The organism is Streptomyces sp. NPDC058145, assembly GCF_042884245.1.
Taxonomy (GTDB): Bacteria; Actinomycetota; Actinomycetes; order Streptomycetales; family Streptomycetaceae; genus Streptomyces.
Map to the genome: position 1 here is coordinate 17,852 of NZ_JBHVUH010000013.1, position 18,273 is coordinate 36,124.

Sequence of the window (18,273 nt, forward strand, 5' to 3'; positions counted from 1 at the left end):
TCCCGGTCACGCCACTCGGCGGACACAAGCAGGGCGAAGACATGCGCAAGGCCCGCCGGGGAGATCCGGCGGGCCTTGCGCAGGGCGATGTCCGCTCAGGCGGCCTGGGCGTACTTCGGGTTCGGGCCGTACTGGTTGGTCTCCGGCTTGCCCTCGGAGGCGAGGAAGACGATCAGGATGATCGTGCCGACCAGCGGGACGAGGGCGATCAGGAGCCACCAGCCCGAGCGGCCCGTGTCGTGCAGCCGGCGGACGGCGACGCCGAGGCCGGGCAGCAGGGTGGCGAGCGAGTAGATGATGGCGGGGACGCTCGAGCCGATGGCGGCGTCGACGATCGCCAGCACGATGCTGATGATGATGTTGAACAGGAAGAACATCCAGTATTCCTGCCGCCGCGCGCGGCCGCTGAACACGGCGTACTTCTTCAGGACGTCGATGTACCAGTGCATGGTTGTCCCCCCAGGAAATCAAGCTTGTTGGCCTCCCATCGAACCAGTCACGGTGACCGGAAACCATATCTTTGGCGTGGGCGGGTCAATGTGTTACCCGGCTGTGGTCGTTCGGTGACAGGGGGGGTCCCGGCTGCGGCGACGCGGGCGTCCAGCCAGTCGAAGACGCGCTGTTCGAACAGGGTCCGGCCCAGCGGCTCGCAGTGCAGGTGCGCACCCTCCTGCTCGGTGAAGCGCACCAGGTGTTTCGGGCCGGGGCACGACGGGCGGCATGCCACCGGCCACGGGACGATGGGGGAGGGGGCTCCGACGGGAGGACTCCCATGGCGCAGCAGACGGCGACGAAGGCACCGACCCGGAAGCCCGCCGGTACGGGCAGCGTGTTCTTGTCGTTCGCCCCCTGGATCATCTTCGGAGTGGTCGCCGGCCCCAGCACCTGGGAGTACGCGGCACTCGCCGCGCTGATCGCCGCGATCGTGCTGTCGGGGAAGGACACGCTCCAGGGCAGGTTCTACGTCCTGGACATGGTCGGCATCGTGTTCTTCGCGGTCATCACGGTCCTGGCGCTCGCCCTGGACCGCTCGCAGCTCATCTGGCTGGAGACCTACGCCCAGGTCATCTCCAACGGCGTCGTGGCCGTCGTCGCGCTGGGGTCGCTGTTCGCCGATCCCTTCACGGCGCAGTACGCCCGGCAGCAGACACCCCGCGAATACTGGGACTCGCCCGTCTTCGCGCACATCAACCGGGTGCTGACCGCGGCCTGGGGTGTGGTCTTCGCCCTCATGGCGCTCTCCACCTGGCTGGCCATCCGGAACCCGTCCATGGACGACTGGTTCAACTGGGTCGTCCCGATCGTCCTGCTGGTCGGGGTCGTCAAGTTCACCGAGCGCTACCCGGAGTCGTACAACGCACGCACGACCTAGCGCATCCGCAGGGGGGTTCGCTGCGTCTACCCGGGTATGGACCTCGACAAGCCGCCCGCCCAGCCGCGATACCCGGAAGGATGCCTGGCCGTGGCGATCCGCGTTCCGGTGCGGATCGTCGTGCTCGTGCTGGTGGTGCCCGTGCGGCTGGTGTGGGACGCGCTGACCGTCGCCGGGCGGTTCCTGTCCCGCACGGTGCTGCGTCCGCTCGGGCGCGGGCTGCGGTGGCTCGGCCGGGCCCTGTTCGTCCGGCCGTTCGTCGCGCTGTGGCGATGGGTCGTGGTGCCCGCCGGGAAGGCGCTGGGGTGGCTCGGGAACGTGCTCGTCGTCGTACCGGCGCTATGGCTGTACCGGTACCTGCTGACCCCCGTCGGGCATGGCCTCGCCCGGGTCGCGCGGGCGATCGGGGCCGCGCTCGATTGGCTGCACGCGCGCGTGCTGGCTCCGGTCGGACGGGGGATCGCCTGGCTGCTGGAGGGCGCCGGCCTGCTGCTCGCGGCGGCCGGGGCGGGGGTGTTCGCCGTCGTGTCCTGGCTGGCGCGGTACCTGCTGGTCGTCCCGGCGCGGTGGCTGTACGCGTGGGTGCTCGCGCCCGTGGGGCGGGCGCTGGCGTGGCTCGTGGGCGCCGTCGTCACGGGGATCGGGGCCGTTCTGTACTGGACGGCCCGCGTGCTGCTCGTCCTGCCCGCCCTCGTCCTGTGGCGCCGGGTGCTCGTGCCCGTGGGCCGGGTCCTGGCCGTCGTCGCGCGGGAGACCGGGGAGGCCCTCGGGCACGCCTGGCGGATCGCCGGGCGGATCTCGCGGGCCGTAGGGCGGGTGCTGGGGACCCTCTTGCGGTGGATCTTCGTGGAGCCGGTGCGCTGGGTGTACCGGACGGTTCTCACGCCCGTCGGGCACGTCGTCCGGGACCATGTGCTGCGGCCCGCGGCCGAGGCGGCGCGCGTGGTGGGGCGGAGCGTACGGCAGGCGCTGGCCGCCGCCCGCGACACCGTGCGGCAGGCCCGGGCGGACCTCAGGCGGATGCTGCTCGGCGAGCCCCGGCCGCCGGCCGCGGCGGACCGGCGGGAACCCGTGGGCCGCGGGACACGTACTCTTGGTAGGAGTACCACCGCACTCACGAAGGACTAGGACACTGGGCAAGCGACAGCCCGAAGGCCCGCCGCCCGCACCCGCGGTGCAGCGCATCCGACTGCGCTACACCAAGCGCGGCCGCCTCCGGTTCACCAGCCACCGTGACTTCCAGCGCGCCTTCGAGCGTGCGCTGCGCCGCGCCGAGGTGCCCATGGCGTACTCGGCGGGGTTCACACCGCATCCGAAGGTGTCGTACGCCAATGCCGCACCCACCGGCACGGGCAGTGAGGCGGAGTACCTGGAGATCGCGCTGACCGCGGCGCGGGACCCCGAGACCCTGCGCGTCCTCCTCGACGAGTCGCTGCCCACCGGGCTGGACATCGTCGACGCGGTCGAGGCACGGACCCCGGGACTCGCCGACCGGCTCACGGCCTCCGTATGGGAGCTGCGGCTGGACGGCGTCGACCCGCTCGACGCCCTGCGCGCGGTGGAGGCCTTCATCAAGGCCGACACCGTCGAGGTGCAGCGCATGACCAAGAACGGCGTCCGCACCTTCGACGCCCGCCCGGCGGTCGCGAACCTGGAAACGCACAGTTCGCGGGCTGATGGGCCGACCGACCAGGCCTGTGCGATACTGCGGCTGGTTGTTCGGCACGTGACGCCTGCCGTACGACCCGACGACGTCCTGTCCGGTCTCCGCGCCGTGGCCGACCTGGCGCCGCCGGTCCCCGCAGCGGTGACCAGGCTGGCGCAGGGGCTGCTCGATGAAGAGACCGGCACGGTGACCGACCCGCTCGCGCCCGACCGCGAGGCAGCCGAGGCCCTGACGGCCGTACCGGCCGCCGCCGCGACGGCGCCGACGCCGGAAGGTTCCGCGTAGGGACGGACGTCGTAGCGCAGCCCTCGTACTCGGGAGCCACCTGGGTCGGGCAGCGCACCGACCAGAAGACTTTCGCCAGGCCGTACCGACAAGGCGTACGGAACCGGCGAGACAGGACACAGAGTGCTCCCGTGCGGCGCCCGCGCCCCGGACGGCGGTCACCGCGCATCGCGCGGACCGCGGACGTCAACGGTGAACGGTCCCTCGAGACCGGCGCCGGACCAGGCGCGGCGCCCGGGAGCCTGACGGGAGAAACGCCCGCATGCTCGAACCGACCGAACCCAACGAGGGTTCCGAACTGAACACGCCGAGCGACACCCTGCCGCCGCGCAGGCGTCGCCGTGCCGCTTCCCGCCCGGCGGGCCCGCCGGGCGCGGCCGAGGCCCCCGCCGAGGTCACCGTGCCGGCCATACCGGCCGCGGAAGCGGATGAGATCGCCGAGGCGGAGGAAGAGGCCCAGGCCGGGACGGGGGCCGTCGAGGCACCCGCCACCGCCGAGGAGCCCGCGCCCCCCGCCCGGGCCCGCCGCCGGGCCACCCGCCGCGCCGCCGCGCCGGCCGGGTCGCCGGCCGCCGCCGAGACCGCCGAGACGGTCGTACCGGCCGCTGAGGCCGCCGGGTCCGCCGAGCCGGTCGAGGCTGCCGAGACCCCTGGCACCGCTGAGGAACCCGCACCCCCCCGTACTCGCCGGCGGGCGACCCGCCGTGTGTCCGCACCCGCCGAAACCCCGGCCGAGGCGGAGCCCGTGGTGTCCGCCGCCGGTAGCGGGGCCGAGACCGACGCGAAGGCGGAGGCAACCGTGGAGCCCGAGTCCGAGTCTGTGACCGAGGCCGCCGCCCCGGCTCGCCCGCGTCGCCGTGCCACCCGGCGCGCCTCCGCGCCCGCCGGTGAGCCGAAGGCCGCCGAGGTTTCCGAGGCCGCTCCGGCCGCCGCCGAGGCCGCCTCCGCCGCGGAGGCCCCGTCCGCCGTCGAGGCCCCCGCCGGGACGGAGGAGGCCGCGCCCGCCGGCCGTACCCGCCGTCGGACGTCCCGCCGTGCGTCCGCGCCCGCCGGAACCCCGGCCGCCGCCGAAGCCGTCGTACCGGCCGCCGCCGAAGCCGTCGTACCGGCCGCCGCCGCGCCCGCCCCCGAGGCGGAGGCCGCGACGGAGGAGCCCACGGCCGCCCCGGCCGCCGAAGAGGCCGCTCCGCGCCGTACCCGCCGCCGCGCCACCCGTGGTACCGCCGCGCCCGCCGGTGCTCCCGCGGCCGAGGAGGCTTCCGCGGCCGCCGACCGGCCCGCCGAGGAGCCCAAGGCCGCCGAGGCGCCGCAGGCACCCGCCGCCGCCGAGGTCCCCGCCGAGGAGGGCGCCCCGCGTCGCCGTCGCCGGGTCGTCCGGCAGGCCGCGACCGGATTCGCCGCGCCCGCGCAGACCGAGACCGACGAGGCCGGGGCACCGCGACGCCCGGCCCGCCCCGCCGTGGCCGTGTTCCAGGCGCCGGTGTTCGCCGAGCCGCAGTTCCAGACCCCGCAGCGGGCCGCTGCCCAGGCCGCGGCCGAGGCCGCCGGGGCGGAGGAGCCCGAGGAGGAGACCGAGGCGTACCCGGAGGAGCGCGCCGAGGCCGGCGCGCGCCGCCGACGTCGTCGCCGGGGTGCCGCCGCCGAGGAGACGCGGCCCGCCGAGGCCGAGGAGCCGGAGGAGGCCGAGGAGGCCGCCGAGGACCTCGCCGAGGGTGACGAGGGCGAGGAGGCCGAGGGCTCCGAGGAGTCCGGTTCGCGCCGCCGTCGTCGCCGGGGCGGCCGTCGCCGTCGCCGTGGTGACGCCGCCGAGGGCGAGGCCGGTGAGGGCACGGACGCCGAGTCCGACGAACTGGCCGCCGAGCAGGCCGCACAGGACGCCGAGGACACCGCCGAGCAGGAGGACGAGGACGCCGAGGAGGCCGGGGACGAGGAGTCCGGGGGCTCCAGCTCCAGCCGCCGTCGTCGCCGTCGCCGTCGCCGTGCCGGTGAGAGCGGCGGCGAGCCCGAGTCGTCCACCGACGACCCGGAGCGCACGGTCGTCAAGGTCCGCGAACCCCGCAAGGCCGCCGAGCCGTCCGACGAGGTGCAGTCCATCAAGGGCTCGACCCGTCTGGAGGCCAAGAAGCAGCGCCGCCGCGAAGGCCGCGAGCAGGGCCGCCGCCGCGTCCCGATCATCACCGAGGCCGAGTTCCTGGCCCGCCGCGAGGCCGTCGAGCGCGTGATGGTCGTGCGCCAGCACGGCGAACGCACCCAGATCGGCGTGCTCGAGGACGACGTGCTGGTCGAGCACTACGTCAACAAGGAGCAGTCGACCTCGTACGTCGGCAACGTCTACCTGGGCAAGGTCCAGAACGTGCTGCCGTCGATGGAGGCCGCCTTCATCGACATCGGCAAGGGCCGCAACGCCGTCCTGTACGCCGGTGAGGTCAACTTCGGGGCGCTCGGCATGGCCAACGGGCCGCGCCGTATCGAAGCCGCCCTCAAGTCCGGCCAGTCGGTGCTCGTCCAGGTGACGAAGGACCCCATCGGTCACAAGGGCGCCCGCCTGACCAGCCAGGTCTCCCTCCCGGGCCGCTACCTCGTGTACGTGCCCGAGGGCTCGATGACCGGCATCAGCCGCAAGCTGCCCGACACCGAGCGGGCCCGGCTGAAGACCATCCTCAAGAAGATCGTCCCCGAGGACGCGGGCGTCATCGTGCGCACCGCCGCCGAGGGCGCGAGCGAGGACGAGCTGCGCCGTGACGTCGAGCGGCTGCAGGCGCAGTGGGAGGAGATCCAGAAGAAGGCCAAGAGCGGCAACGCCCCGACGCTGCTCTACGGCGAGCCGGACATGACCGTCCGGGTCGTCCGCGACATCTTCAACGAGGACTTCTCCAAGGTCGTCGTCAGCGGCGACGAGGCGTGGCAGACCATCCACGGCTACGTCTCGCACGTGGCGCCCGACCTCGCCGAGCGGCTGTCGAAGTGGACCAGCGAGGTCGACGTCTTCGCCACCTACCGGATCGACGAGCAGCTCGCCAAGGCGCTGGACCGCAAGGTCTGGCTGCCGAGCGGCGGTTCGCTGGTGATCGACCGGACCGAGGCGATGGTCGTCGTCGACGTCAACACCGGCAAGTTCACCGGTCAGGGCGGCAACCTCGAGGAGACGGTCACCAGGAACAACCTGGAGGCGGCCGAGGAGATCGTGCGCCAGCTTCGGCTGCGCGACCTCGGCGGCATCATCGTGATCGACTTCATCGACATGGTGCTCGAGTCCAACCGGGACCTGGTGCTGCGGCGCCTGCTGGAGTGCCTGGGCCGGGACCGGACCAAGCACCAGGTGGCCGAGGTGACCTCGCTGGGCCTGGTGCAGATGACCCGCAAGCGGGTCGGTCAGGGCCTGCTGGAGTCGTTCTCCGAGACCTGTGTCCACTGCAACGGCCGCGGTGTCATCGTCCACATGGAGCAGCCGGCCGCGGCCGGTGGCGGCGGTGGCGGCAAGCGCAAGAAGCGCGGCCGGGGCGGTGAAGCGCAGGAGCACGTGCACGAGACCGCCGCCGTGGCGGTGGAGACCGGCGAGGCCGTCGAGCCCGAGGTGGAGACCGCCGTCGAGGTGGCCGCCGGGCTCGCCGAGGCCATCGCGCTGCCCGGGCCGGACTTCGCGCCGGACGAGGAGCTGTACAGCAGCGTCGCCGAGGCGGAGGCGGCGGCCGGCCGTGGCCGTTCCCGCCGCCGCGCGAGCCGCCGGGCCTCGGCCCCGGCGGGTGCGCCGAAGGCGGAGAAGGCGCCGAGGACGGAGGCGGCCGTGGCCGCCGCCGCGCCGACCGCCCAGGACGTCACCGCCGAGGAGGCGGCGGCGCGCCCGGTGCGGCCCGAGCCTGCCACCGAGGCGCTGGCCGAGCCCGCGGCCGCCGAGGACCAGATGGTCCCGGAGCCGCAGGCCGAGCCCGCCGCCGAGGAGGCCGCGCCCAAGGGCCGTACGCGCCGCAGGGCGACCCGGAAGGTGTCGGCGCCCGCCGGTTCCCCCGCGGGAGCCGAGGCGGCCGTGGTGACGGTGTCCGAGACCGCGCCCGCCGCCCCGGTGGAGCAGCCCGCGGCCGAGGCCCCGGCCGGAGCCGGGGCCTCGCCCGCCGCCCCGGTGGAGCAGCCCGCGGCCGAGGCCCCGGCTCCGGCCGCGGAGGCGGAGAGTGCCGCCCCCGCCCGCCCGCGCCGCCGTGCCGTGCGCAAGGCCACCGCGCCGACCGCGTCCGAGGAGACGGCCGTGACGGTCGTTCCGTCGGCCGCGGCGGAGGAGACCCCGGCCGCCGCCGAGACGGCGACCGAGGCTGCGGTGACCGAGGAGACCGTCGAGGAGACGGCTCCGGCCAAGAAGGCGGTCCGCAAGACCGCCAAGAAGGCCACGGCGAAGAAGGCGGCCACCAAGAAGACCGCGGCCAAGAAGACGGCCGCCAAGAAGACGACGGCCAAGAAGGCGGCCAAGACGGCCGCCGCCAAGACGACGGCGAAGAAGACCACCACGGTCCCCGCCGGCGACGAGGGCTGACGCCTTGGGGTGTGGGGCCGGTCCACGTGACCGGCCCCACACCCGCCGGGCCCGGTTTGACCCGTTCGACTGTGGCCCCGTAACCTGGACCGTCGGCGTGTCGAGTGACACGCCACATTCCCGTAAACCTCTTCCTCCCGGGTGCCTCGGTGGCCGGGAGAGGCTGTCCGTGTTCATGCCCGGGCGGCTGGACTGCGGGGGTGCCGTTCCCGAGCGAGAGAGTGAGATCCGCGTGTACGCCATCGTGCGCAGCGGTGGTCGCCAGCACAAGGTTGCTGTCGGCGACATCGTTGAGGTTGACAAGATTTCCACCGCCAATGTTGGCGACACGGTCGAGCTCTCGACCCTGCTCGTTGTCGACGGCGACGCTGTGACCAGCGACCCGTGGGTGCTGGCCGGCATCAAGGTCCAGGCCGAGGTCGTGGACCACCACAAGGGTGTGAAGATCGACATCCTTCGCTACAAGAACAAGACCGGCTACCGCCGTCGTCAGGGCCACCGCCAGCAGTACACGGCGATCAAGGTCACTGAGATCCCCGCGGCTGCGAAGTAAGGGACTGAGGAGACATGGCACACAAGAAGGGCGCATCGTCCACCCGGAACGGTCGCGACTCCAATGCCCAGCGGCTCGGCGTGAAGCGCTTCGGCGGTCAGGTCGTCAACGCGGGTGAGATCCTGGTCCGCCAGCGTGGCACCCACTTCCACCCGGGCGCCGGCGTGGGCCGTGGCGGCGACGACACGCTGTTCGCGCTGCAGGCCGGTGCGGTGGAGTTCGGTAGCCACCGTGGCCGCAAGGTCGTGAACGTCGTTCCGGTCGCCTGACCCGAGCGTTCCGTTCGAACCTTTCGCGAGGCGGACCTCACTTCCCGATCGGGAAGGCGGGTCCGCCTTTCGCGTGTTACGCAAGAGACATCACCGTAGTTCTGGAGGCATGAACCATGACCACCTTCGTGGACCGCGTCGAGCTGCATGTCGCCGCGGGTAACGGAGGCCACGGCTGTGCCTCCGTTCACCGTGAGAAGTTCAAGCCGCTCGGCGGCCCGGACGGCGGCAACGGCGGCCGTGGCGGCGACGTGATCCTGACTGTCGACCAGTCGGTCACCACGCTGCTCGACTACCACCACTCCCCGCACCGCAAGGCGACCAACGGCAAGCCCGGCGAGGGCGGCAACCGCTCCGGCAAGGAGGGCCAGGACCTGGTCCTGCCCGTGCCGGACGGCACCGTCGTCCTGGACAAGGCCGGCAACGTGGTCGCCGACCTGGTCGGCCACGGCACCTCGTACATCGCCGCGCAGGGCGGCCGGGGCGGCCTCGGCAACGCGGCGCTGGCCTCCGCCCGCCGCAAGGCGCCCGGCTTCGCGCTGCTCGGCGAGCCGGGGGACCTGCAGGACATCGTCCTGGAGCTGAAGACGGTCGCGGACGTGGCCCTGGTGGGTTACCCGAGCGCGGGCAAGTCCTCGCTGATCTCGGTGCTCAGCGCGGCCAAGCCGAAGATCGCCGACTACCCGTTCACCACCCTGGTGCCCAACCTGGGTGTCGTCACGGCCGGTTCGACCGTCTACACCATCGCCGACGTGCCGGGCCTGATCCCGGGCGCCAGCCAGGGCAAGGGTCTGGGCCTGGAGTTCCTTCGCCACGTGGAGCGGTGCAGCGTGCTGGTGCACGTGCTGGACACCGCGACCCTCGAGTCCGACCGCGACCCGGTCTCCGACCTCGACATCATCGAGGAGGAGCTGCGGCAGTACGGCGGCCTGGACAACCGGCCCCGGATCGTCGTCCTGAACAAGGTCGACGTGCCGGACGGCAAGGACCTCGCCGAGCTGGTCCGCCCCGACCTGGAGGAGCGCGGCTACCTCGTCTTCGAGGTGTCGGCGGTGGCCCACATCGGGCTGCGGGAGCTGTCCTTCGCGCTCGGCGAGCTGGTCGGGAAGGCGCGCGCCGCCCGGCCGAAGGAGGAGGCGACGCGGATCGTCATCCGGCCGAAGGCCGTGGACGACGCGGGCTTCACGGTCACCCGCGAGGATGTCGGCGGCGAGCCGCTGTTCCGGGTGCGCGGCGAGAAGCCGGAGCGCTGGGTACGGCAGACCGACTTCAACAACGACGAGGCCGTCGGCTACCTCGCCGACCGCCTGAACCGCCTCGGTGTCGAGGAGCAGTTGATGAAGGCGGGCGCCCGCGTCGGCGACGGCGTGGCCATCGGGCCCGAGGAGAACGCGGTCGTCTTCGACTGGGAGCCGACCGCCATGGCGGGCGCCGAGATGCTGGGCCGGCGCGGTGAGGACCACCGCTTCGACGCGGCCCGGCCGGCCGCCCAGCGGCGGCGCGACAAGCAGGCCGAGCGGGACGAGTCGCTGCGCGAGTACGACGAGTTCGACCCGTTCGAGTAGAACCGGGCGGGCGCGCAGCGGTGAACGCCGGGTGAGTCGAACCGTGTGACCCGGAAAGGGATTCCGATCCCCTTCCGGGTCGCTTCCTGTCCGGCGGTGCTGTACGGCACCGCGCACGACCTGAGCACCTCGGGGTCCGCCCTGCCGAACTCCTCGACCCAGCACATTTTCTGACACTCCGTGACCCGTCGCGGCACCGCCACGTTCTCCACGTGGACCCGGTGCCGCGACGGGTCTTCTGTTGTCCGCCTACTTGTCATGCGCGCGAATGCTGTCGTTCGGCGGCCGGGCCGTCCGCCCGTGGGAGCTTCCGAGGGTCCGCGAGTGAAGCCCAAGAGGCCCGTGTGGCAGGGGAGTCAGCCGAATGACCGGAGCAGCACCGCAGCCCGAGCGACGCCGCTTTCTGACCGCGGGCGCCGCCGTCCTCGGCGCCGCGGCCTCCGCCCAGCTCTGGCTGCCGGGCACCGCCCGCGCCGCCGGCAACCCGCTCCCCGACGGCCTGTTCACCCTCGGTGTCGCCTCCGGCGACCCGCTGCCCGACGGCATCGTGCTGTGGACCCGGCTCGCCCCCGACCCGCTCAACGGCGGCGGGATGCCGGACACGATCGTCCCGGTGGAGTGGGAACTCGCCGAGGACGAGCGGTTCCGCCGGACCGCCCGCCGGGGCACCGCCCAGGCCCGTCCCGAGTACGGGCACAGCGTGCACGTGGACGTACGGGGGCTGCGCCCGGACCGCCGGTACTGGTACCGCTTCCGCGTGGGCGGGCAGCTCTCGCCCACCGGCCGGACCCGCACCGCGCCCCACCCGCACCAGCGGGGCGGCTCCCTGCGCGTCGCCCTCGCCTCCTGCCAGAACTGGCAGCACGGCTACTTCACGCCGTACGCCGACATGCTCGCCCAGGACCCGGACATCGTCCTCTTCGTCGGCGACTACATCTACGAGTCCACGCCGTCCGCGACGGCCGTACGGCGGCACGAGGGCACCGGGGAGCCGTACACGCTCGTCGAGTACCGCAACCGCTACGCCCAGTACCGCACCGACCCCGACCTCGCCACGATGCACGCGAACGCCCCCTGGGTGGTCACCTTCGACGACCACGAGGTCGACAACGACTACGCCGGCGAGGTCCCGCAGGACCCCGGCAAGCAGTCGCACGACGCGTTCACGGCCCGGCTGACCGCCGCGTACCAGGCCTACTACGAGCACATGCCGGTCCGCGCCACCGCCGTCCCGGACGGTCCGCACATCCGGATGTACCGCCGCCTGGAGTTCGGCCGCCTGGCCAGGCTCAACGTGCTGGACACCCGGCAGTTCCGCGGCGACCAGGCCACGAGCCGGGCCGGTGCCGAGGACCCGGCGCTCACCATGCTCGGCGCCGCGCAGAAGCGGTGGCTGCTGGACGGGCTGCACGGCTCACCGGCCCACTGGAACCTCGTCGCCTCGCAGATCATGATGGCCGAGACCGACCTGCTGCCCGGCGACGGCAAGCTCTGGTACTACGACGCCTGGGACGGCTACCAGGCCGAACGCAACGCCCTGCTGAAGGAGTTCGCCGGCGTCCGCAACCCGGTCGTGCTCAGCGGCGACCGGCACCTGACGATGATCAGCGACCTCAAGAGGGACTTCGCCGACCCCGGGTCCGCCGTCGTCGGCGCCGAGTTCGTCGGCACCTCCATCTCCAGCAACGGCGACCAGGACCAGGCCGCCTTCCACGCCCAGTGGGACCCGCTGAAGGCGGACAACCCGCACTGGAAGGTGATCGACGCCCACCGCGGCTACCACCTCCTCGACATCAGCCGCGACGGTCTCGACGCCCAGGTGCGGATCGTCGACACGGTCCTGACGCCGAAGTCCGGCGCGAGCACGTTGGCGCGGCTGCGGGTGGACGCGGACGAGCCCGGCGTCCGGGCCGTGTGACGCGGCCCACTCGGGGGCGCCGGAAACCTGGGTGAGCGGGAACCGGGTCGCCGGGAGCGGGCGGGGCACCGTCGTCGTGGTGGACGACCGCGACCGCGGCGGGCCGATGCGCGCCTTCGAGGCACTGCTCGGACTGCCGGAGAATCTCCTGCGGCCGGTTCCGGACACCGCGAATCGATCCCATACCCTGGCCGAGACCGAAATGCTGCGGAATCTTGATGTCGAATTTCGCGGCAATGGTCTGCCCGACGAGCTGTATTCCCGGTCCGCAACGGCGCCGTCCCGCATATGAAGAACACGTGCAGCCCCGCGCCCGAGGACGTGAGGATCGCCACCCCCCACTGGGCGGCCGGGGCGGCGGCCGCGATCGGCGCCCGCGCGGCGGAGCGGATCGGCGCGCTCGGCGTCCGGGGCCTCGGTGATCCGGGCCTGCTGGCCGCGGTGCCCGACCAGCCGGTACCGTCCTCGGCGGAGCCCCGGACGGCCCCGGAAGTGGCGGCTCGGACGCTGTACGGCGCACTCGCGGCGGCCGCCTCCGCGAGCGTGCGCACCGCCCTCGCGCGCGGTGCGCACCAGACGCCGTCGAAGGGGCTCGTCCGGGTCCTCGGTCACCGCTGCCCGAAACGGCTGGAGCGCCGCTGAACACCGGTCCCGCCGGGGCCTGTGACGGACCTGTGGACTTACTCACAGCAATTCCACGGAGGTTCGCGACGGCCGTCGCCCAATCACCAGGGACGCGAGGTGAATGACAGGTGGCGCGCACATATGCATGGGACGTCACTCACCTTGCACAGCGGTAACCCGAAGTGGGACCATTTCGAACGTTCCCTGTCGCCCCAAGGTAGGTCAGCCTGTGTCACAGCACATAGCCAAGCCCCGAACCACCGCAGTCGTCCTGGCCGGTGGCACCGGTCAGCGGGTGGGTCTTTCGATCCCCAAGCAGCTGCTGAAGATCGCCGGCAAGGCAGTCATCGAGCACACACTGACCACTTTCGAGAACGCCGACTCGATCGACGACATCATCGTGCTGATGGCGCCCGGTTATGTGCCGGACATCGAGAAGATCGTCGCCAAGGCCGGCTTCACCAAGGTCAAGAAGGTCATCGAGGGCGGTTCGACCCGGAACGAGACCACCGAGCGCGCCATTTCCGCCCTCGGTGAGGGCCTGGCCGAGGGCGAGGACCTCAACGTCCTCTTCCACGACGCCGTGCGCCCCCTGCTCTCGCAGCGCGTCATCGACGACTGCGTGACCGCGCTGGAGCGCTTCCAGGCCGTGGACGTGGCCATCCCGTCGGCGGACACCATCATCGTCACGCGCACGCACGGCGAGGACGGCGAGTTCATCACCGAGATCCCGGACCGCTCCCGGCTGCGCCGCGGCCAGACCCCGCAGGCCTTCAAGCTGTCCACGATCCGCCGCGCCTACGACGTCGCCTCCGGTGACCCCAACTTCCAGGCCACGGACGACTGCTCCGTCGTGCTCAAGTACCTGCCGGACGTGCCGATCCACGTCGTCGCGGGTGACGAGTACAACATGAAGGTGACCCAGCCGGTCGACGTCTTCATCGCCGACAAGCTGTTCCAGCTCGCCTCGACGGCCGCCCCGGAGCAGAACGGCGAGGAGGACTACCGCGAGCTGCTGACCGGCAAGACGGTCGTCATCTTCGGCGGCTCCTACGGCATCGGCAAGGACATCGCCGAACTCGCCGGGTCCTACGGCGCCTCCGTGTACGCGCTGGGCCGCTCCACCACCGGCACCCACGTGGAGAACCCGGAGGAGGTCGACGACGCGCTGTCCAAGGCGTACGCGGAGACCGGCCGGATCGACTACGTGGTCAACACCGCGGGCGTGCTGCGCATCGGCAAGCTCGCCGAGACCGACAACGCCACCATCGAGGAGGCGCTGAAGGTCAACTACCTGGCCCCGGTGCAGATCGCGCGCTCCTCCTACAAGTACCTGTCGGAGACCAAGGGCCAGCTCCTGCTCTACACCTCCAGCAGCTACACCCGCGGCCGCGCCGAGTACAGCCTCTACTCCTCCACCAAGGCCGCCATGGTGAACCTCACCCAGGCGCTGTCCGACGAGTGGGCGTCCGAGGGCATCCGCGTCAACTGCATCAACCCCGAGCGCACCGCGACCCCGATGCGCACCAAGGCCTTCGGCCAGGAGCCGGCCGGCTCGCTGCTCTCCTCCGAGGCGGTGGCCCGCACCTCCCTGGACGTGCTGCTGTCGGAGCTGACCGGTCACGTCATCGACGTCCGCCAGCAGGACCCGACCGCGGGCGCCGCCACGGCCTCCGGGTTCGAGCAGGCTCTGGCCTCGGTGCTGGACCGTCAGGACGGCGTGTAATAATCGCGGTAAATAGCTTTTGGGAATTCAGGCCTCTGCGCTCGCTCATTCATTGGGCGTTCGCAGAGGCCTGAGTCCGTACACCTCTTAAAAATCGGTACGGCCCACGCTCGCCGCTCGATTCCGGCAATACCGAACAAAACCGGCACTCTCCCCTCCCAGAGCAGGTTTCTCCGTGATATCCACCGCTATTCGCGTCGCCAGGGTGGGCAGCGCGGCCGAGCTGGCCGCGGCGGCCCTCATGATGCTGGGCTTCCCCTGCCTCATGCTGGCCGCGCTCCTCCCCAGCGTGTACGCCTTCGTGGTCGCGGCCGCCGTGACGTACCTGGCGGACCACTTTCTGCACCGCAAGGGCAGCTATCTGATCAACCGCCTGAGCAAGGTCCGGGCCGGTCTGTCGATCCGGTTCCTGATCAGGCAGCTGCTGCTCATCCTGCTGCTGGCCCGGATGTCCCTGGCGGACAACCTGGTCTTCTACGCCGCGGTCGCCTGCTTCATCGCCTTCTACGGCCTGCAGGCCCCCCATGGCGCGCTCGTGACGCTGATCCGCAACCGCCGCCGGATGCCGGTCGCCACCCGCAACATCGACCTGAAGTCCCGCATCCGCATCCCGGACGCGCCGCCGCGCCGCCTGCTGCACCGCTCCGCGGAGAAGATGCTGCACCTCGACCTGTTGGCGGTCGCCGGCCTCCTGGTCTCCGCAGCGCTGGACGACGCCTTCGTCGGCTTCATCGGCGCCGGGCTCACCGTGGCCCTCGGCTGCCTGTACGTCGCGGTGCTGCTGCCGTACGTGCGCGGCCGGCGGACCCCGCCGAGGGCCGAGGCCGTGCTCGCCGCCGTGGACGACTGGCTGGCCGCCTACAAGCCGGAGACGGTCCTGTACTTCTCCGGCTCCAAGGACTCCGCGTACCAGGTCAACATGTGGCTGGAGACGATGGAGCAGCTGGAGACCCGGCCGCTGATCATCCTCCGCGAGCGCGCCCTCCTGAACAACATCGCCCCCACCACCGTCCCCGTCATCTGCGTGCCCGGAGGGGTGCACCTGATGAACCTGGACCTGTCGACGGTGCGCGTCGCGCTCTACGCGGCCAACGTGGGCAAGAACATCCACCTGCTCCGCGTGCCCACCATGAAGCACGTCTTCATCGGCCACGGCGACAGCGACAAGCTGGCCAGCGTCAACCCGTACAGCAAGGTGTACGACGAGGTGTGGACCGCCGGCCGGGCGGGCCGCGACCGCTACGCCATCGCCGACGTCGGCGTCCGCGACGAGGACATCGTCGAGGTCGGCCGCCCGCAGCTCGCGCCGATCACCACCTGGCAGGGCGTGCCCGAGGGCCGCATCCCGACCGTGCTGTACGCCCCCACCTGGGAGGGCTGGGACGGCAACCCCGGCAACACCTCGATCGTGCTCGCCGGTGAGAACATCGTGAGGAAGCTGGTCGAGGCCGACCCGCCGGTGCGTGTCCTGTACAAGCCGCATCCCTTCACCGGCACCGTCAGCGCCCAGGCCGGCGCCGCGCACCGGCGCGTCACCGCCCTGGTCGAGAAGGCCGCCGCCGAGCGCGCCGCCGACTCCCGCTTCACCGCCGACACCGCCGCCGCGCAGGAGCGGGCCCGGGCCGAGCTGGCCCGGATCGAGGCCCGCCTCGCCGAGCTGGCCGGCGCCGGCGGCGACAAGGGTGACGAGGCCGAGGCCACCCGCGACGGGATCGTGGACGTCGAGCGGCACCAGGAGATCGCCCGGCTGCGCGCCGAGTGGAACGCCGCCTACTGGAATTCCTTCCCGGCGTACGAGCACAAGGTCATCACCGGTGCCGAGCCGCGCCTGTACGACTGCTTCAACGTCTCCGACGCGATGGTCTCCGACATCTCCTCGGTGGTTTCCGACTTCATCGCGAGCGGCAAGCCGTACGCGGTCACGGACTCCGGCGAGCTGGGCGTGGAGGAGTTCAAGCGGCAGAACACGGCCGTGCGCGCCGCGACGATCCTGTCCAACAGCGCGGCCGAGCTGGGTGGCCTGCTGGACGCGGTCCGCGCCCCGTCCGCCGACCCGCTGGCCGGGGACCGCAAGGAGCTCAAGCAGTATCTGCTGGGCCCGGACGAGCCGAAGTCCATCGACCAGTTCAACACCGCGGTCGCCGATCTGGCGCTGAAGGCCGAGACCCGCAACGTCGGCCAGCAGTCGCGGGTGGGCGCGGCCAACGTCGACCCCGCCGAGACGGCCGAGCTGACCAACGCGCTGCCGGGTCAGCGGAGCGCCTCCGCCGGTGAGACGGACGACGTGAACGCGGTCTGACGACTCCGCCACCCAAGGGCCGGCCCCCGGAGAACTCCGGGGGCCGGCCCTTCTCACGTCTCCCTTACCGCCCCCTGTCGCACGGCTGAGCAGCTCTTACCAGCCGTGCGTACCTTCGGTTGCGGTCGCCGCGCTCCGTGTGGCATGCCTCACTCATCACTCGGCGTCAGGCAACCGCCTCCACCGGGTACCCGTCTAACAGGGTGCGAATGATGTGATTCGGGGGAAAAATCCTGTGACCAAGGGGGAACCGTGACCGTCGTGACGCAGCCTGATGTGACCGTAGTCATCGGGGCGTACGAAGCGATGCCGTATCTGGTCGACTGCCTGGCGTCGGTCGAGGCACAGACCATCGGCCCGGCCCGCATGGAGGTCATCGCGGTCGACGACGGCTCGACGGACGGCACGGGGGAGTACCTGGAGGAGTTCGCGGCCCGCGTCGAGATGCCGGTCACCGTCGTCCGCCAGGAGAACTCCGGCACCCCCAGCGGCCCGCGCAACGTCGGCCTCGGCAAGGCGGCCGGACGCTACGTCTTCTTCCTCGACGCCGACGACCGGCTCGGGGCCGAGGCCCTGGAACGCATGGTCGCCATGGCCGACCGGAACGGCACCGACGTCGTCCTCGGCCGGGTCGAGGGCGTCAACCGCACCCCGCCGAAGTCGATGTTCGGCCGGACCCTCGAGCGGACCGACGTCTTCTCCTCCAACATCAAGTTCACGCTGAGCGCGCAGAAACTGTTCCGCCGTGCGCTGCTGGAGCGGCACGGCATGCGGTTCGACGAATCGCTGTGGACCGGCGAGGACGCGCTCTTCACCCTGGAGGCCTACCTGCGGGCGGACGGCGTCTCGGTGCTCGCCGATCACACCTGCTACTACCTGGTGGGCCGCGAGGACGGCAAGCATGTGACGAAGACCGGCAGCTACACGCTGCGCTTCGACTCCGCGCGCGCCCTGATGAAGCTGATCGCCGACATGGTCCCGGCCGGCCCCCGGCGCGACGACCTGATGGTCCGGCCCTTCCTCATCACCCTGCTGCCGCAGTTCGGGCCCAAGTTCCTCAAGGACGGCGAGGCGGTCCGCCGGAACAAGCTCGAGCTGGCGAAGCCGCTGATGGACGCCTACTGGACGCCGGGGGTGGCCCGCCGCCTGAAGGTCCACGAGCGGCTGCGGCTGCACCTGGTGGCCGAGCAGCGGGCCGAGCCGCTGCTGGACGTCGTGGAGTTCGTACGGGCCGGGAAGCAGGCCGCCGCGCTGCTGGAGAAGCGCGGCACCCGCCTGTATCTCGCCTACCCGCACTTCCGGTCCGAGGCGGCCGGCATCCCCGACGACGTGTATCTCGCCGAACCCCGTGAGGCCCGCGCCTTCCCGGGCTACCGCGAGCCGGCCGCCCGCTCCCTACCGCGCCGGGCGCTGCGGAGGATCAGGCGGCTGCTGCCGAGCGGCGGGATCGGCGCGGCGGCGGCCTGACGTCCGC

14 protein-coding genes are annotated in these 18,273 nt (G+C 72.1%); 13 read left to right on the plus strand and 1 reads right to left on the minus strand.

Features of this window, described 5'->3' with window-relative positions:
• Positions 1-95 precede the first annotated feature (95 nt).
• Complete coding sequence (locus ACFVVO_RS27610; RefSeq protein ID WP_390058332.1) at positions 96-449, minus strand: DUF805 domain-containing protein; 354 nt, start codon at positions 447-449, stop codon at positions 96-98.
• A gap of 323 nt (positions 450-772) precedes the next feature.
• On the opposite strand from ACFVVO_RS27610, the gene ACFVVO_RS27615 reads away from it, so the two are divergent.
• The 13 genes from ACFVVO_RS27615 to ACFVVO_RS27675 all read left to right on the plus strand — a co-directional run bounded on the left by ACFVVO_RS27615 (position 773) and on the right by ACFVVO_RS27675 (position 18,266).
• Positions 773-1,372 carry a hypothetical protein gene (locus tag ACFVVO_RS27615; RefSeq protein WP_390058334.1) on the plus strand — a complete coding sequence of 200 codons (600 nt, stop codon included), beginning with the start codon at positions 773-775 and terminating at the stop codon, positions 1,370-1,372.
• A 36-nt stretch (positions 1,373-1,408) separates the two neighbouring features.
• Positions 1,409-2,500, plus strand: coding sequence for a hypothetical protein (locus ACFVVO_RS27620; protein WP_390058336.1), 1,092 nt, complete (start codon positions 1,409-1,411; stop codon positions 2,498-2,500).
• A gap of 46 nt (positions 2,501-2,546) precedes the next feature.
• Positions 2,547-3,323, plus strand: coding sequence for a TIGR03936 family radical SAM-associated protein (locus tag ACFVVO_RS27625; RefSeq protein ID WP_390058338.1), 777 nt, complete (start codon positions 2,547-2,549; stop codon positions 3,321-3,323).
• Between the two features lie 262 nt (positions 3,324-3,585).
• On the plus strand, positions 3,586-7,845 hold the full coding sequence (locus ACFVVO_RS27630) for an Rne/Rng family ribonuclease (protein ID WP_390058340.1): 4,260 nt from the start codon (positions 3,586-3,588) through the stop codon (positions 7,843-7,845).
• A gap of 232 nt (positions 7,846-8,077) precedes the next feature.
• Positions 8,078-8,398: a 50S ribosomal protein L21 gene (gene rplU, locus ACFVVO_RS27635; RefSeq protein WP_200303235.1), complete on the plus strand. Its 321-nt coding sequence runs from the start codon at positions 8,078-8,080 to the stop codon at positions 8,396-8,398.
• 14 nt (positions 8,399-8,412) lie between these two features.
• Positions 8,413-8,667, plus strand: coding sequence for a 50S ribosomal protein L27 (gene rpmA / locus ACFVVO_RS27640; RefSeq protein ID WP_390058343.1), 255 nt, complete (start codon positions 8,413-8,415; stop codon positions 8,665-8,667).
• A 116-nt stretch (positions 8,668-8,783) separates the two neighbouring features.
• Positions 8,784-10,232: a GTPase ObgE gene (gene obgE, locus ACFVVO_RS27645; RefSeq protein WP_390058345.1), complete on the plus strand. Its 1,449-nt coding sequence runs from the start codon at positions 8,784-8,786 to the stop codon at positions 10,230-10,232.
• 364 nt (positions 10,233-10,596) lie between these two features.
• Positions 10,597-12,150 (plus strand): alkaline phosphatase D family protein, encoded by a 1,554-nt coding sequence (locus ACFVVO_RS27650; RefSeq protein ID WP_390058347.1) that lies wholly within the window; start codon positions 10,597-10,599, stop codon positions 12,148-12,150.
• 79 nt (positions 12,151-12,229) lie between these two features.
• On the plus strand, positions 12,230-12,442 hold the full coding sequence (locus ACFVVO_RS27655) for a hypothetical protein (protein WP_390058349.1): 213 nt from the start codon (positions 12,230-12,232) through the stop codon (positions 12,440-12,442).
• Positions 12,439-12,792, plus strand: coding sequence for a hypothetical protein (locus tag ACFVVO_RS27660; protein ID WP_390058351.1), 354 nt, complete (start codon positions 12,439-12,441; stop codon positions 12,790-12,792). The genes ACFVVO_RS27655 and ACFVVO_RS27660 overlap by 4 nt, the downstream gene beginning before the upstream one ends.
• Before the next feature lie 211 nt (positions 12,793-13,003).
• The gene (locus ACFVVO_RS27665; protein WP_390058353.1) at positions 13,004-14,500 is read left to right on the plus strand and encodes a D-ribitol-5-phosphate cytidylyltransferase; all 1,497 of its coding nucleotides are present in this window, start codon (positions 13,004-13,006) and stop codon (positions 14,498-14,500) included.
• Positions 14,501-14,675: 175 nt separating this feature from the next.
• Complete coding sequence (locus ACFVVO_RS27670) at positions 14,676-16,799, plus strand: hypothetical protein (RefSeq protein ID WP_390058355.1); 2,124 nt, start codon at positions 14,676-14,678, stop codon at positions 16,797-16,799.
• A 261-nt stretch (positions 16,800-17,060) separates the two neighbouring features.
• A complete protein-coding gene (locus ACFVVO_RS27675; protein ID WP_390058357.1) occupies positions 17,061-18,266 on the plus strand; it encodes a glycosyltransferase family 2 protein in 1,206 nt (401 codons plus the stop codon).
• Positions 18,267-18,273: the final 7 nt, after the last annotated feature.